Annotated in this window: 7 protein-coding genes; 3 read left to right on the top strand and 4 right to left on the bottom strand. The window is 66.3% G+C overall.

Features of this window, described 5'->3' with window-relative positions; translation table 11 throughout:
• Positions 1-3 precede the first annotated feature (3 nt).
• The 3 genes from B2Y21_RS01035 to B2Y21_RS01025 form a co-directional block, all read right to left on the bottom strand.
• The gene (locus B2Y21_RS01035; RefSeq protein WP_292056110.1) at positions 4-1,116 is read right to left on the bottom strand and encodes a Ppx/GppA phosphatase family protein; all 1,113 of its coding nucleotides are present in this window, start codon (positions 1,114-1,116) and stop codon (positions 4-6) included.
• Between the two features lie 108 nt (positions 1,117-1,224).
• A complete protein-coding gene (locus B2Y21_RS01030; RefSeq protein ID WP_292056108.1) occupies positions 1,225-3,222 on the bottom strand; it encodes a M61 family metallopeptidase in 1,998 nt (665 codons plus the stop codon).
• Positions 3,223-3,405: 183 nt separating this feature from the next.
• A complete protein-coding gene (locus B2Y21_RS01025; RefSeq protein ID WP_409410810.1) occupies positions 3,406-5,355 on the bottom strand; it encodes a M61 family metallopeptidase in 1,950 nt (649 codons plus the stop codon).
• A 185-nt stretch (positions 5,356-5,540) separates the two neighbouring features.
• Between B2Y21_RS01025 and B2Y21_RS01020 the strand changes: the two genes are divergently transcribed.
• A complete protein-coding gene (locus tag B2Y21_RS01020) occupies positions 5,541-6,482 on the top strand; it encodes a DUF2268 domain-containing putative Zn-dependent protease (protein WP_292056103.1) in 942 nt (313 codons plus the stop codon).
• Here the strand turns inward: B2Y21_RS01020 and B2Y21_RS01015 are convergent.
• Positions 6,479-6,994 (bottom strand): FKBP-type peptidyl-prolyl cis-trans isomerase, encoded by a 516-nt coding sequence (locus tag B2Y21_RS01015; RefSeq protein WP_292056101.1) that lies wholly within the window; start codon positions 6,992-6,994, stop codon positions 6,479-6,481. The two genes, B2Y21_RS01020 and B2Y21_RS01015, sit on opposite strands and share 4 nt — an antisense overlap.
• A gap of 321 nt (positions 6,995-7,315) precedes the next feature.
• On the opposite strand from B2Y21_RS01015, the gene rpoB reads away from it, so the two are divergent.
• Complete coding sequence (gene rpoB, locus B2Y21_RS01010) at positions 7,316-11,431, top strand: DNA-directed RNA polymerase subunit beta (RefSeq protein ID WP_125902216.1); 4,116 nt, start codon at positions 7,316-7,318, stop codon at positions 11,429-11,431.
• Between the two features lie 99 nt (positions 11,432-11,530).
• Positions 11,531-15,303: DNA-directed RNA polymerase subunit beta' (gene rpoC, locus B2Y21_RS01005; protein ID WP_292056096.1), on the top strand; the 3,773-nt coding region annotated here is incomplete at its 3' end.

The raw sequence follows: 15,303 nt of genomic DNA, 5'->3' as shown, positions 1-15,303 counted from the left end.
CGCCTAGTCGCTGGAAGCGCCGCTGCCGCCGCTGCGTTTGCGACGACGGCGACGGCGCGGCTTAGGCTGCCGGTCTTCGCGCATTTTCTGCAGCAGCAGGCCTTCGCGCAGGCCGCGGTCGGCCACGCGCACCCGCTCGCACGGCCAGGCGCGCTGTACGGCTTCCAGGATCGCCGCGCCCGCCAGCACCAGGTCAGCGCGGTCCGGCCCGATGCAGTTCTCGGCCGCGCGCCCGGCGGGACCGAGGGCGATCAGGCGGTCGGCCGCCCTTTCGCAGTCGCCGCGCGTCATCCAGAGGCCGTCGACCAGATCGCGCTGATAGCGTTTCAGCTCCAGGTGAATGCCCGCCAGGCTAGTGATGGCGCCCGAGGTGCCGACCAGATGGCCGCGCCCGGCGCCGACGCGCGCCAGGAAGTCGGGGCCTTCGGGACCGCCCGTAGCGATGGCGGCGCCGAAGTCGGCGACCATGGCCTCATACCACTCAGGCGGGCTGCCTTCCGGCTCGGGGTGGCGTTCGGCCAGGCTGACCACGCCCAGCGGCGCCGACATCCAGGCGGCGGTCTCGAAGCCGCGCGGCCCCTTCATCAGCCAGGACAGTTCGGTCGAGCCGCCGCCGACGTCGATCACCAGCACCGCCTCGGCGCGCGGATCGAACAGGTTCAGGCAGCCCGCAACCGACAGGGCGGCTTCCTCGGACGGGTCGATGATTCTCAGCCGCAGGCCGGTGCCGCGCCGCACCCGCTCGACGAAGTCGGGGCCGTTCTCGGCCATGCGGCAGGCCTGGGTGGCGACGGCGGTCAGGCGGTTGGGATCGACGCCCTTGCGCACCAGGCGCTCGGCGCACAGGGCCAGGGCGTCATAGGCCCGGTCCATCGCCCGATCGTCCAGGCGGCCGGTGCGCGACAGGCTCTCGCCCAGGCGCACGATGCGGCTGAAGGAATCCACCACGCGAAAGCCGTCACGCGCCGGACGCGCGATCAGCAGGCGGCAATTATTGGTCCCCAGGTCGAGCGCGCCGTAGAGGGGCGCGTCTCGATCGAAAGCACCGCTGTTGCGGGGCCTCCGAGGCAGGGACCGCGTGTCGCGCCGTCCGGGCGCGCCAGGGGTCTCCGGCATGGGCCGAGTTCTCATGTGGGCGGTCCGAAGCGGCGCCCGTCCCCGACAGGTTAAACCGCCCCGGCCGGTCGCGCCAAGCCGTGATCTGCTCGGCGCGCCTTTGGACCCTTAGCGACGGCGCGGGCTGAGGATGTCGCCCAGCCGATCCGGCGTGCCAGGAATGCGTTCCAGGCGCGGGTAGCGCAGGCCGTCGTGATAGTCGAAATCGACGGTGCGGTAGCGGTCGCCGTTCTTGAGCAGCAGACGGATCGGGGCGTCGGTTCCCTTGGCGGCGGTGACGGCGTCGCGCAGCTTCTCGGCCGAGGCGGCGATGTCGTTGACGGCGACCAGCTCCCAGCCCGGCCCGATGTCGGCCTCGAAGGCGCGGCCGCCCCAGCGGACGCCGGTCAGCTTGTTCGACGAGGACAGGGTGAAGCCCAGGGAATACTGGAAGTCGTTGGCCCAGCCCGACTGGATGCGCTTCTCGTCGGCCGTCAGGGTGTCGGTGTAGGTCAGGCGGTAGCCGCCGCGCGCCAGACCGTCCAGCGGGGCCCTGGCGTCCGGGCCGCTGGCGTCCAGGCGCGTACGCAGGAAGGTCGCCCAGTCGTGCGGGTGGACCGCGTTCAGCGCCGCGACCACGTCGTCGAACGTATAGCCGCGCGGCGCCCAGGAGCCGTCGTCGCCGCCGAAGAAGCCCTTGGCGAAGTCGTCCAGCGACTTCTTCCCGCCCGTCGCCTCGCGGATCAGGGTGTCGGCGTCCAGCCAGATCAGCAGGGCCTCGCGGTAGTAGTCGCCCGTGCCGCGCATCCACGACGAATAGGGGTTCGAGGTGCGATAGCCGAGTAGGTTGTGGTTGTTCGTGTCCTGCAGCGGGCGCCATTCGCGGCCGGGCTGGTTGTCATAGAAGGCGGCGTTCTCGGCCACGGTGACCAGAATGTCTTCCTTGGAGGCCAGGCCCGAGCGGGCGGTCAGCACATCGCCCCAGTATTCGGTCTGACCCTCATAGACCCACAGAAGGGTGTTCTGGGTCGGGATGTTGTGATTGGCGGTCAGTTCATCGACCGGGCGCTGGCGCTTGCCGTTCCAGGCGTGGACGAACTCGTGCGGCAAGAGGCCGACGGCCCCCATGCTCTTGCCCCAGTTGGTGAAGAAGTCGGTCGGGACCGAGTTCTCGGACGAGCGGTGATGCTCCAGCCCGATGCCGCCCATCTTCGCCGTGGCGGCGACCAGGAAGTCGTAGCGGTCATAGGGGCGGGCGCCGAACAGGCGGTCGGTCTGGGTGACCAGGTTCTCGAACCAGCCCAACTGCTCGGTCGTGGGGGCCAGATCCTTGGCCGCATCGGCGACGATGTTCAGGTGAACGGCGCCTTCGCCGTTTCCGCGGCGCGGGTCGATGGCGATGCGCTGGAAATTGGCGCCGCCGAACAGGGGGCTGTCGATCAGGGTGTAGAGGTCGGTCGGCGCAAACGTCGCCAGGCCGTCGACGAAGCTCTCGGTATCCAGCGCCACGCCGTATTTCCAGCCCTGCGGCAGGCGGATCGACGGGGCGAAGGTGATGCCGGTCGAGCGGTAGCCCGCCGGATAGAGCAGGGCCTTCTCCCACTGCAGATTGACCATCTCGGGCGTCATGACCACGCGCCAGGTCGAGCTGTCCGGCTGGGTCAGCCACTGGAAGTCGACGGTGATCTCGCTGACGCCCTGCGGCACCTCGATGTGGAAGGCGTAGGGGTCGATGGTGTCGCGCAGCCAGTCGATGCGGGCGCCGCCGCCTTGAACCGTCACGCCGGACACCAGCTGGATCGGGCCGGTCGCGGCGTGGTTGCCGGGCAGGAATTTCGGATAGAGCAGGACCAGATGACCGGGCGTGACCGGGATGGTCTGGCGCACGCGGACGATCTTCTTCTCGACGTCGGTGGCGTCGACCTCATAGCGGATGACGCCGGGATAGGCCTCGGCCGTCGGCGCCGGGATCGGCGGCAGGGCGCGGGGCAGGGCTAGGGGCGTGTTCTGCGGCGTCGGCGCGGCGGGGGCCTGCGGGCCGGTCCATTGCTGAGCGAGCGCGGTCGAGGCGGCCGAGGTCAGCAGCAGGGCGAGGGCGGCGGCGGGCAGGCGATGGGTCAGGGTCATGTTGTTCTCGTAACCCTTCTCCACTCGGGGGAGAAGGTGGGCGGCGGAGCCGCTCGGATGAGGGGGCGGTTTCAGCAGGCAGAACGACTGATGGAGGTGCGCGAAGCAGACGCCCCCCTCATCCGTCTCGCTCCGCGAGCCACCTTCTCCCCCGAGGGGAGAAGGCAGTTTTGGCGGTGTTCTCTATCGACGACGCGGGCTCAGGATGTCGCCCAGGCGGTCGGGCGTGCCCTCGATCCGCTCCAGGTGGGGGTAGCGCAGGCCGTCGTGGTAGTCGAAGCGCACCGTCTTGAAACGGTCGCCGTTCTTGAGGATCAGCTCGATCGGTTCGGACGTCCCCTTGGCGGCGGTGACGGCCTCCTTCAGCGCGTCGGCCGAGGCGGCGCGGCCGCCGACGGCGACGACTTCCCAGCCCGACGTCAGCCCCTGTTCGAAGGCCGGGCCGCCCCACAGGACGGAGGTGATCCGGTTCGACCCGTTCATCATGAAGCCGAGCGAATAGGTGAAGTCGTTGCGGCCCAGCTCTTTATACAGGGCGCCCATGTAGCCTGACGGCTCTTCCTTGAAGACTAGGCGGTAGCCGCCGCGTTCGAAGCCGTCCAGCGGACCGCGTGAGTCGGGGCCGACCGCGTCCAGCCGCTCGCGCAGGAAGGCGGCCCAGTCGTTCGCCTGCACTCCGTTCAATGTCGAGGCCACATCGGCGAAGGTGTAGGGTGCCGGATCCCAGTTCCCGTCCTCGACGCCGAAGAAGGCCTTGGCGAAGTCGTCCAGCGACTTCTTCCCGCCCGTCCGTTCGCGGATCAGGGTGTCGGCGTCCAGCCAGATCAGCGCGCCTTCGCGGTAATAGTCCTCGCTGCGCTGATAGCTGCTCCAGGGCTGCGGACGGCGCTGGCTGATGATGGGGTCGTTGGTGGTGTCCTGCATGGCGCGCCACTGGCGGCCGGGGATGTGCTGGAAGCTGGCGGCGCTCATGGCCAGGACGTCCAGCGCCTGTTGTTTGCTCATCAGGCCTGCGCGGGCGGTCAGGACCAAGCCCCAGTACTGCGTCTGGCCCTCATAGACCCACATCAGGGAGTTCTGCAGCGGCTCGTTCAGATTGGGCGTCAGTTGGTCGGCCGGGCGGCGCCATTTGCCGTTCCAGCTGTGGGTGTATTCGTGACCCAGCAGGTCGCGGTCGGCCAGGGTCGCCTCGCGGTCGGTGAAGTACTTCACATCGACGCTGTTCTCGGACGAGCGGTGGTGCTCCAGCCCGATGCCGCCCAGCTTGTCCGTCACGGCCAGCAGGAAGTCGTAGTGGTTGAAGTGGCGCGCGCCGAACAGGCGGTCGGCTTGCTGGACCAGGTTGCGGTGCAGTTGGACGTGCTCGTCCGTCGCCTCCAGCATCTTGGCGTCATCGGCCACGACGTTCAGGCGCACCGGCGAACGGCCGCCCGGATCCAGGTCGATCTGGCGATAGTGGGCGCCGGCGAAGACGGGGCTGTCGGCCAGATGCTCCAGCGTGATCGGGGCGAAGGTCGCCAGGCCGTTCTCGAAGCTGACGGTGTCCAGGGCGACGCCGTATTTCCAGCCCTGAGGCAGCTTCAGCGTCGGCTGGAAGGTGATCTGACGCGAATAATAGCCCGCCGGATAGAGCAGGGCCTTCTCCCACTGGATGTTCAGCATCTCGGGGGTGACGACGACGCGGCCCTGATTGCCTTCGATGGGCGTCAGCCACTGGAAGGCGGCCTCGACCTCGGTCACGCCGGCCGGAACCTCGATCTGATAGGCCCAGGGCTGGACGGTGTTGCGCACCCACTCCAGCCGCCGCCCCTCGGCGGTGAAGGTCAGGCCGCCGACGTTGGCGACGGGGCCGACCGGGCCGTGGTTGCCGGGAATCCATTGCGGATAGAAGAGGACCAGAGGGCCAGGGCCGCTGACCGGAATGGTCTGGCGCACCTGGATCAGGCGGCGGTCGATGTCGGTGGCGTCGACATCCAGCTTGATGACGCCGGGATAGGCCTCGTCCTTGGCCGCCGGGATCGGCGCCAGGGCGACGGGCAGGGCGGGCGTTCCCACCTGGGCCAGGGCCGCACCGGCGCTGAACAGCAAGGCGGAGGCGCAGGCGGTGACAAGCAGGCGGGCGGCGGGACGCATCATCAGAGGGACTTTCCGGCAAGGCGGCGAGGACGCAGCAGATCACTGTGCGTCGCGGCTATGGTCAAGCCCGAGGTGGGCGGATGAATTCGCCGTCATGTTTGGGTCGCCTGCGCGGAGGCGGATTTCATCGGCTACGGTTGCGTACTAGCCTGACGACGGCGTCACAAGGCGAGGGAGATCACATGGACGGGAAGCGAATTTTGGCGAGCGTCGCCGCGATGATGGCGATTTCAGCATCGCCTCCGGCCAGTGCGGCCCAGGCGCCGTCGCCCGATCGCGTCGGCCATGAACCCGTGATCGAGACCGGCGACGTTGACCGCTTCTACACGCTCTACGACAGCGCCGCCGGACGGCCGAGCGCCGAGCAGTTGCAGGCCTATCTGGATGGCGGCTCCACCGGTCTGACGCATCTGGCGAAGGTGCGCAGGGTGACGGGCGCGAGGATGGCGGAGGCCATGGCCGCTCGGCCTGAAATCTATGTCGAGGCGCGGGCCTGCGCCGACCACCTGCCGCGCGTCCGTACGCGGGTCGCCGAGGGGCTGGCTCGTTTCATCGATCAGTATCCCGAGGCGCAGTTTCCTTCAGCGACTTTCGTGATCGGCCGCGGCCGCCCGGTCGCGGTCGGCAGTCCGGTGGACGGAATCCAGGTGGGGCTGGAGGCGCTTTGCGCCACCGACTTCATCAATCCCGACATCGAGGACCGCTTCGTAGGCGTTCTGATCCACGAGTATGTCCACACCCAGCAGGCGCCGGAGCTTACAGAAAAAGAGCAGTTCACGGTGCTGGAGGTGTCGCTGGCCGAGGGCGTCGCGGAGTTCGTGACCGAACTGCTGATGGGCGCGCCGGCCTATACCTATCTCGAGCCGCAGACCCGAGGCCGTGAACTCGAGATCGAGACCGCCTTCCTCGCCGATATCGACAAGACCGACCTGAAGGACTGGGTCTATAATTCCACGCCGGAGAAGCCGGGGGATCTGGGCTACTGGGCCGGTTATCGCATCGCCAAGGCCTACTATCGCCGCGCGCCGGACAAGAAGGCGGCGCTGCGGGCGATATTGCAGATGACGGACGCCAAGGCCTTCCTTGCCGAAAGCGGCTGGAGGCCGGGCATGAACCTGGACTAGCGCTCGGGGTTCACTTCCAGCAGCTCGACCGTGAAGCGCAGGGTCGAGTTGGCGGGGATTTCCGTGCCCATCCAGCGGGGGCCGTAGGCCAGGTCGGCGGGGATGACGAACTGATAGGTTTCGCCCTCGCGCATCAGGGCGACGCCCTCGGTCCAGCCCTTGATGACGCGGTTCAGCGGGAAGCTGGTCGGCTCGTTGCGCGAATAGGAGCTGTCGAACTCGCGCCCGTCGATGAAGGTGCCGCGATAGTGGACCTTGACCGTGTCGGTCGCTGTCGGCTGCTCGCCCTCGGGGTTGGCCTTGCCGATCAGGCGGTATTGCAGGCCGGATTCCGTCGAGGTCCAGCCGCGACGCTGCCCGTTCCACATCAGATAGGCGGCCTGACCGACCTCCCAGTTTTCCTGCGTAGCCGGGCCGACCGACTCGCGCAGGCCGGGGTAGTCGACATCGGGCGTCGAGGCGCAGGCGGCAAGCGACAGGGCGGCGAGAGCGGGCAGGACGATGTGCTTCATAAGGCTAGGCTTATCACGCTGATCGAAACTGTCGACTGCTCGCGTGAGGGGTCTTTATTTCGCCCAAGAAGGGCGTATATATGCGCGCTCCGCAGATTCCATGAATCCCGCGCGAAAGCGCCGAGGCCCGGTTTGTCGCCCTCCGACCGGTGCGAAGGCGTCGCCCCTCCCCAAGGGGGCGGATACATCCAGGCGTCCTGATCCGCATGCGGGTCGAGGGTGGACGCCGAGAGACATTTACGGTCACGGATCGCCGGTCGGCGCGCCGTGGCTGCTGCATTGAGAGCGGGCCTCGCAAGGGGCCGCGATTGGGAAAACAGAATGGCCAAGTCCACCGACGGTCTCGCCTTGGGTAAGATCGCTGCCGCCACGTCGTTTACCGGCAAGAAGCGCATTCGCTACAGCTTCGGGCGCATCCCCGAAGCCGTGCAGATGCCGAACCTGATCGAGGTTCAGCGCGCTTCCTATGAGCAGTTCCTGCAGCGCGAGTCGCGCCCGGGCCTGCGTAACGACGAGGGCATTGAAGCGGTCTTCAAGTCGGTCTTCCCGATCAAGGACTTCAACGAACGCGCCGTCCTGGAATACGTCTCCTACGAGTTCGAAGACCCGAAGTACGACGTCGAAGAATGCATCCAGCGCGACATGACCTATGCCGCGCCGCTGAAGGTCAAGCTGCGCCTGATCGTCTTTGAGACCGAGGAAGAAACGGGCGCCCGTTCGGTCAAGGACATCAAGGAGCAGGACGTCTACATGGGCGACATCCCGCTCATGACGGACAAGGGCACCTTCATCGTCAACGGCACCGAGCGCGTGATCGTCTCGCAGATGCACCGTTCGCCGGGCGTCTTCTTCGACCACGACAAGGGCAAGACCCACTCGTCCGGCAAGCTGCTGTTCGCCGCCCGCGTGATCCCGTACCGCGGCTCGTGGCTGGACTTCGAGTTCGACGCCAAGGACATCGTCTACGTCCGTATCGACCGTCGTCGTAAGCTGCCCGCCACCACCTTCCTGCTGGCCCTCGGCATGGACGGCGAGGAAATCCTCAAGACCTTCTACGAGACGGTTCCGTACGAGAAGCGCGGCGAAGGCTGGGTCACGCCCTACAAGCCGGAACGCTGGCGCGGCGTGAAGCCGGAGTTCGACCTGGTCGACGCCGACACCGGCGAAGTGGTCGCCCCGGCCGGTCAGAAGATCAGCGCCCGCGCCGCCAAGAAGCTGGCCGACGGCGGACTGAAGTCGCTGTCGCTGGCGGCTGACGCCCTGCTGACCAAGTATCTGGCCGCTGACGCCGTCAACTACCAGACCGGCGAGATCTACGCCGAGGCGGGCGACGAGCTGGACGCCGCCGCGATCGAACTGCTGGAAGCCAACGGCTTCACCACCATCGACGTGCTGGACATCGACCACGTCACGGTCGGCGCCTACATGCGCAACACCCTGCGCGTGGACAAGAACACGGGCCGCGAGGACGCGCTGTTCGACGTCTATCGCGTCATGCGCCCGGGCGAGCCGCCGACGCCGGAAGCGGCCGAGGCCATGTTCAACTCCCTGTTCTTCGACGCGGAGCGCTACGACCTGTCGGCCGTGGGCCGCGTGAAGATGAACATGCGTCTGGAAACCCCCGAGGTTTCGGACGAAATCCGCGTCCTGCAGAAGGACGACGTGCTGAAGGTGCTGCAGATTCTGGTCGGCCTGAAGGACGGCCGCGGCGAGATCGACGACATCGACAACCTGGGCAACCGTCGCGTGCGTTCGGTCGGCGAGCTGCTGGAAAACCAGTACCGCGTCGGTCTGCTGCGCATGGAGCGCGCCATCAAGGAGCGCATGAGCTCGGTCGATATCGACACGGTCATGCCGCACGACCTGATCAACGCCAAGCCGGCCGCTGCGGCTGTGCGTGAATTCTTCGGCTCGTCGCAGCTGTCGCAGTTCATGGACCAGACCAACCCGCTGTCGGAGATCACCCACAAGCGTCGCCTTTCGGCGCTTGGCCCGGGCGGTCTGACGCGTGAGCGCGCGGGCTTTGAAGTCCGCGACGTTCACCCGACACACTACGGCCGCATCTGCCCGATCGAAACGCCGGAAGGCCCGAACATCGGTCTGATCAACTCCCTGGCCACCCACGCCCGCGTGAATAAGTACGGCTTCATCGAAAGCCCGTACCGTCGCGTGGTCGAAGGCAAGGCGACGGAAGAGGTGGTCTACATCTCGGCCATGGAAGAGGCGAAGCACGTCATCGCCCAGGCCAACATCGACCTGAAGGACGGCGAGATCGTCGAGGAGCTGGTGCCGGGCCGTATCAACGGCGACTCCCAGCTGCTGACCAAGGAAACGGTCGACATGATGGACGTGTCGCCGAAACAGGTCGTTTCGGTCGCCGCCGCCCTGATCCCCTTCCTGGAAAACGACGACGCCAACCGCGCGCTGATGGGCGCCAACATGCAACGTCAGGCCGTGCCGCTGGTGCAGTCGGACGCGCCGCTGGTCGGCACCGGCATGGAAGCGGTCGTGGCCGTGGACTCCGGCGCCGTGGTGATCGCCCGTCGTGACGGCGTGGTCGAGCAGATCGACGGCACCCGCATCGTGGTTCGCGCCACGGGCGACGTGGACGCCGGCCGTTCGGGCGTCGACATCTATCGCCTGTCGAAGTTCCAGCGTTCCAACCAGTCGACCTGCATTAACCAGCGCCCGATCGTGCGCGTGGGCGATGAAGTGAAGGCCGGCGACGTGATCGCCGACGGCCCGTCGACGGACCTGGGCGAACTGGCTCTGGGCCGCAACGTCCTGGTCGCCTACATGCCCTGGAACGGCTACAACTTCGAAGACTCCATCCTGATCTCCGAGCGCATCGTGCGCGACGACATCTTCACCTCGATCCACCTGGAAGAGTTCGAGGTCATGGCCCGCGACACCAAGCTGGGCCCGGAAGAGATCACCCGCGACATCCCGAACGTCGGCGAGGAGGCCCTGCGCAACCTCGATGAGGCGGGCATCGTGGCCATCGGCGCCGAAGTCCAGCCGGGCGATATCCTGGTCGGCAAGGTGACGCCGAAGGGCGAAAGCCCGATGACGCCGGAAGAGAAGCTGCTGCGCGCCATCTTCGGCGAGAAGGCTTCGGACGTGCGCGACACCTCGCTGCGTCTGCCGCCCGGCGTCGCCGGCACCATCGTCGATGTGCGCGTGTTCAACCGCCACGGCATCGACAAGGACGAGCGCGCCATGGCCATCGAGCGCGCCGAGATCGAGCGCCTGGGCAAGGACCGCGACGACGAGCTCAAGATTCTTGAGCGCAACGTCTACGGCCGCGTGAAGCCGCTGCTGCTCGGCAAGACCGCCGTGTCCGGCCCGAAGGGCATGGGCCGCGGCGAGGTCACCGAAGAGAAGCTGGCCGAAGTGTCCAAGGGCCTGTGGTGGCAGGTCGCCCTCGACGACGAGAAGGCGATGGGCGAGCTGGAGGCCATGAAGAAGCAGTTCGAGGACGCCCGTAAGGCCCTCGACCGCCGCTTCGAAGACAAGGTCGAGAAGCTGCAGCGCGGCGACGAGATGCCGCCTGGCGTCATGAAGATGGTCAAGGTCTTCGTGGCCGTGAAGCGCAAGCTGCAGCCGGGCGACAAGATGGCCGGCCGTCACGGCAACAAGGGCGTCATCTCCAAGATCCTGCCGATCGAGGACATGCCGCACCTGGACGACGGCACCCACGTCGACATCGTTCTGAACCCGCTGGGCGTGCCGTCGCGCATGAACATCGGCCAGATCTTCGAAACCCACCTGGGTTGGGCCGCCGCTGGCCTGGGCAAGCAGATCAAGGGCTTGCTCGAGCAGTGGATGGACGGCGGCATGCGCGACGCCCTGGTGTCGCGTCTGACCCAGATCTACGGCGCCGACACTCCGCTTCCGCAGAGCGACGAAGAGCTGATCGAACTGGCCCAGAACCTGTCCAAGGGCGTTCCGTTCGCGACTCCGGTCTTCGACGGCGCGCGCATCTCGGACATCGAGGATTTGCTGGAATCGGCCGATCTGGATCGTTCGGGTCAGTCGATCCTGTTCGACGGCCAGACCGGCGAGCAGTTCAAGCGTCCGGTCACGGTCGGCTATGTGTACATGCTGAAGCTGCACCACCTGGTCGACGACAAGATCCACGCCCGCTCGATCGGCCCGTACTCGCTCGTCACCCAGCAGCCGCTGGGCGGTAAGGCGCAGTTCGGCGGTCAGCGCTTCGGGGAAATGGAGGTCTGGGCTCTGGAAGCTTACGGCGCCGCCTACACCCTGCAGGAAATGCTGACGGTGAAGTCGGATGACGTGGCCGGCCGGACCAAGGTCTACGAGGCCATCGTCCGCGGTGACGACAGCTTCGAGGCCGGCATCCCCGAGTCCTTCAACGTGCTGGTGAAGGAAATGCGCTCGCTGGGCCTGAACGTGGAGCTGGAAAACAGCTGACCGGATCAAGCGCCCTTCCTCGCTTCGGCGGGGGAGGGCGGTCCGCCTGTTCTCCTCTCTGAATGATTTTCGCGGGGCATTCCCGCAGAAGGAATAAAGATGAACCAGGAAGTCCTGAACATCTTCAACCCGGTCCCGGTCACCCCGACCTTCGACCAGATCAAGATCGCCCTGGCCTCGCCGGAGAAGATCCGTTCGTGGTCGTTCGGCGAGATCAAGAAGCCGGAAACCATCAACTACCGCACGTTCAAGCCCGAGCGTGACGGCCTGTTCTGCGCCCGTATCTTTGGCCCGACCAAGGACTACGAATGCCTGTGCGGCAAGTACAAGCGCATGAAATACAAGGGCATCATCTGCGAGAAGTGCGGCGTTGAAGTCACCCTGGCCCGCGTTCGCCGCGAGCGCATGGGTCACATCGACCTGGCCGCTCCGGTCGCCCACATCTGGTTCCTGAAGTCGCTGCCGTCGCGCATCTCGCTGATGCTGGACATGGCGCTGAAGGACGTCGAGCGCGTCCTGTACTTCGAGAACTACATCGTCACCGAGCCGGGCCTGACCCCGCTGAAGCAGAACCAGCTGCTGACGGAAGACGAATTCTATCACTATCAGGAAGAGTTCGGCGACGACGGCTTCACTGCCGAGATCGGCGCCGAGGCGGTCCGCAACCTGCTGATGGCGATCGACCTGAACGCCGAGGCCGAGAAGCACCGCGCCGAACTGGCCGACAGCCCGTCGGAGCTGAAGGCCAAGAAGGCCTCCAAGCGTCTGAAGCTGATGGAAGCCTTCATCGAGTCGGGCAACAAGCCCGAGTGGATGATCCTGACCATCGTGCCGGTCATCCCGCCGGAACTGCGTCCGCTGGTGCCGCTGGACGGCGGCCGCTTTGCGACCTCGGACCTGAACGACCTGTATCGCCGGGTCATCAACCGGAACAACCGCCTGAAGCGCCTGATCGAGCTGCGCGCGCCGGACATCATCATCCGCAACGAAAAGCGGATGCTGCAGGAATCGGTCGACGCCCTGTTCGACAACGGCCGTCGCGGTCGCGTCATCACCGGCGCGAACAAGCGTCCGCTGAAGTCGCTGGCCGACATGCTGAAGGGCAAGCAGGGCCGCTTCCGTCAGAACCTGCTGGGCAAGCGCGTCGACTATTCGGGCCGTTCGGTCATCACCGTGGGCCCCGAGCTGAAGCTGCACGAGTGCGGCCTGCCCAAGAAGATGGCGCTGGAGCTGTTCAAGCCGTTCATCTACGCACGTCTGGACGCCAAGGGCCTGTCGGGCACCGTCAAGCAGTCCAAGCGCATGGTCGAGCGCGAACAGCCCGCCGTTTGGGACATCCTGGACGAGGTCATCCGCGAGCACCCGGTCCTGCTGAACCGCGCGCCGACGCTTCACCGTCTGGGCATCCAGGCGTTCGAGCCCAAGCTGATCGAGGGTAAGGCCATCCGCCTGCACCCGCTGGTCTGTACGGCGTTCAACGCTGACTTCGACGGCGACCAGATGGCCGTGCACGTCCCGCTGAGCCTCGAGGCCCAGCTGGAAGCGCGCGTGCTGATGATGTCGACGAACAACATCCTGTCGCCCGCCAACGGCAAGCCGATCATCGTGCCGTCGCAGGACATCGTCCTGGGCCTGTACTACCTGTCGCTGGTCAAGGAGAACCAGCCGGGCGAAGGCAAGCTGTTCGCCAACATGGGCGAGATCGACGCGGCCCTGGACGCCCAGGTCGTCAAGCTGCACACCAAGATCAAGGCGCGCTGGACCGAGATGAACTCGGACGGCGAAGTCGTGACCAAGGTGATCGACACCACGCCGGGCCGGATGAAACTGGGCGCTCTGCTGCCGCTGAACCCGAACATCGGCTACCGGCTGCTCGAGAAGAACCTGACCAAGAAGGAAATCGGCAACCTGATCGATCAGGTCTACCGTCACTGCGGTCAGAAGGCGACGGTCATCTTCGCCGACCAGATGATGCAGATGGGCTTCCGCGAAGCGGCCAAGGCCGGCATCTCGGTGGGCAAGGACGACATCGTCATCCCGGCCAAGAAGGAACAGCTGGTCAACGAGACCCGCACTCAGGTCGAAGAGTACGAGCAGCAATATGCTGACGGCCTCATCACCAAGGGCGAGAAGTACAACAAGGTCGTCGACGCCTGGGCCAAGGCCACGGACAAGATCGCCGACGAGATGATGGGCGAAATCGCCCAGCCCCGCGTCCTGATCAAGGGCCAGGAGCCCGACATCAACTCGGTCTTCATGATGGCCAACTCGGGCGCTCGTGGCTCGCAGGCTCAGATGAAGCAGCTGGGCGGCATGCGCGGCCTGATGGCCAAGCCCTCGGGCGAGATCATCGAGACGCCGATCATCTCGAACTTCAAGGAAGGCCTGACCGTCCTTGAGTACTTCAACTCCACCCACGGCGCCCGTAAGGGTCTGGCCGACACCGCGCTGAAGACCGCCAACTCGGGTTACCTGACCCGTCGTCTGGTGGACGTGGCGCAGGACTCCATCGTCACCGAGGAAGACTGCGGCTCGACGCGCGGCATCACCCTGCGCGCCGTGGTCGAAGGCGGCGACGTGCTGGTCTCGCTGGGCCAACGTGTCCTGGGTCGCTATGCGGCTGAGGACATCAAGGAGCCGGGCGGCGAAGTCCTGTTCCCTGCGGACACCTACCTGCAGGAAGAGGAAGTCGAGCTGATCGACAAGGTCGGCGTCCAGTCCATCAAGGTCCGTTCGGCCCTGACGTGTGAAGCCGACGCCGGCATCTGCGGCATGTGCTACGGCCGTGACCTGGCGCGCGGCACCAACGTCAACATCGGCGAAGCGGTCGGCGTCATCGCCGCCCAGTCGATCGGCGAGCCGGGCACCCAGCTGACGATGCGTACCTTCCACATCGGCGGTACGGCCCAGGTGGCGGAAACCTCGTTCTTCGAGGCGACCAACGCCGGCATCATCAAGGTGGCCGGCCCGACCGTTATCGCCGCCCACGGCGATCCGGTGTCCATGAGCCGCAACGTCGTGGTCACCGTGACCGTCGACGGCAAGGACCGCGAATCCTACAAGGTGCCGTACGGCGCGCGCCTGCGCGTCAAGGACGGCGGCGAGGTGGTCAAGAACCAGCGCCTGGCCGAGTGGGATCCCTACACCACCCCGATCCTGACGGAAGTCGGCGGCGTGGTGCGCTTCGAAGACCTGGTCGAAGGCCTGTCGGTCAAGGAAGAGACCGACGAAGCCACCGGCATCGCCCAGCGCGTCGTGTCGGACTGGCGCGCCAGCCCGCGCGGTTCGGACCTGCGTCCGGCCGTCGGCGTGACCCAGGGCGACAGCTACGCCAAGCTGTCGAGCGGTTCTGACGCGCGTTACCTGCTGCCCGTGGGCGCCATCCTGTCGGTGGCGAACGGCGACGAGGTCAAGCCGGGCGACATCGTCGCTCGTATCCCGACCGAAGGCGCCAAGACCCGCGACATCACCGGCGGTCTGCCGCGCGTGGCCGAACTGTTCGAAGCCCGTCGTCCGAAGGACTGCGCGGTCATCGCCGAGATGGACGGCCGCGTCGAGTTCGGTCGCGACTACAAGAACAAGCGCCGCATCAAGATCACCCCGGAGGTCGATGCAGACGGCAACCAGGGCGAAGCGGTCGAGTTCCTGATCCCGAAGGGCAAGCACATCTCCGTCCACGACGGCGATCTGATCCAGAAGGGCGACTACATCATCGACGGCAACCCGGATCCGCACGACCTGCTGCGCATCCAAGGCGTCGAAGCGCTGGCCGAGTATCTGGTGAACGAAGTGCAGGAGGTCTACCGACTGCAAGGCGTGCCGATCAACGACAAGCACATCGAAGTCATCGTCCGTCAGATGCTGCAGAAGGT

This window comes from Brevundimonas sp. UBA5936 (genome assembly GCA_002430835.1).
Taxonomy (GTDB): Bacteria; Pseudomonadota; Alphaproteobacteria; order Caulobacterales; family Caulobacteraceae; genus Brevundimonas.
This window is presented reverse-complemented; position numbering and strand designations above follow the sequence as displayed.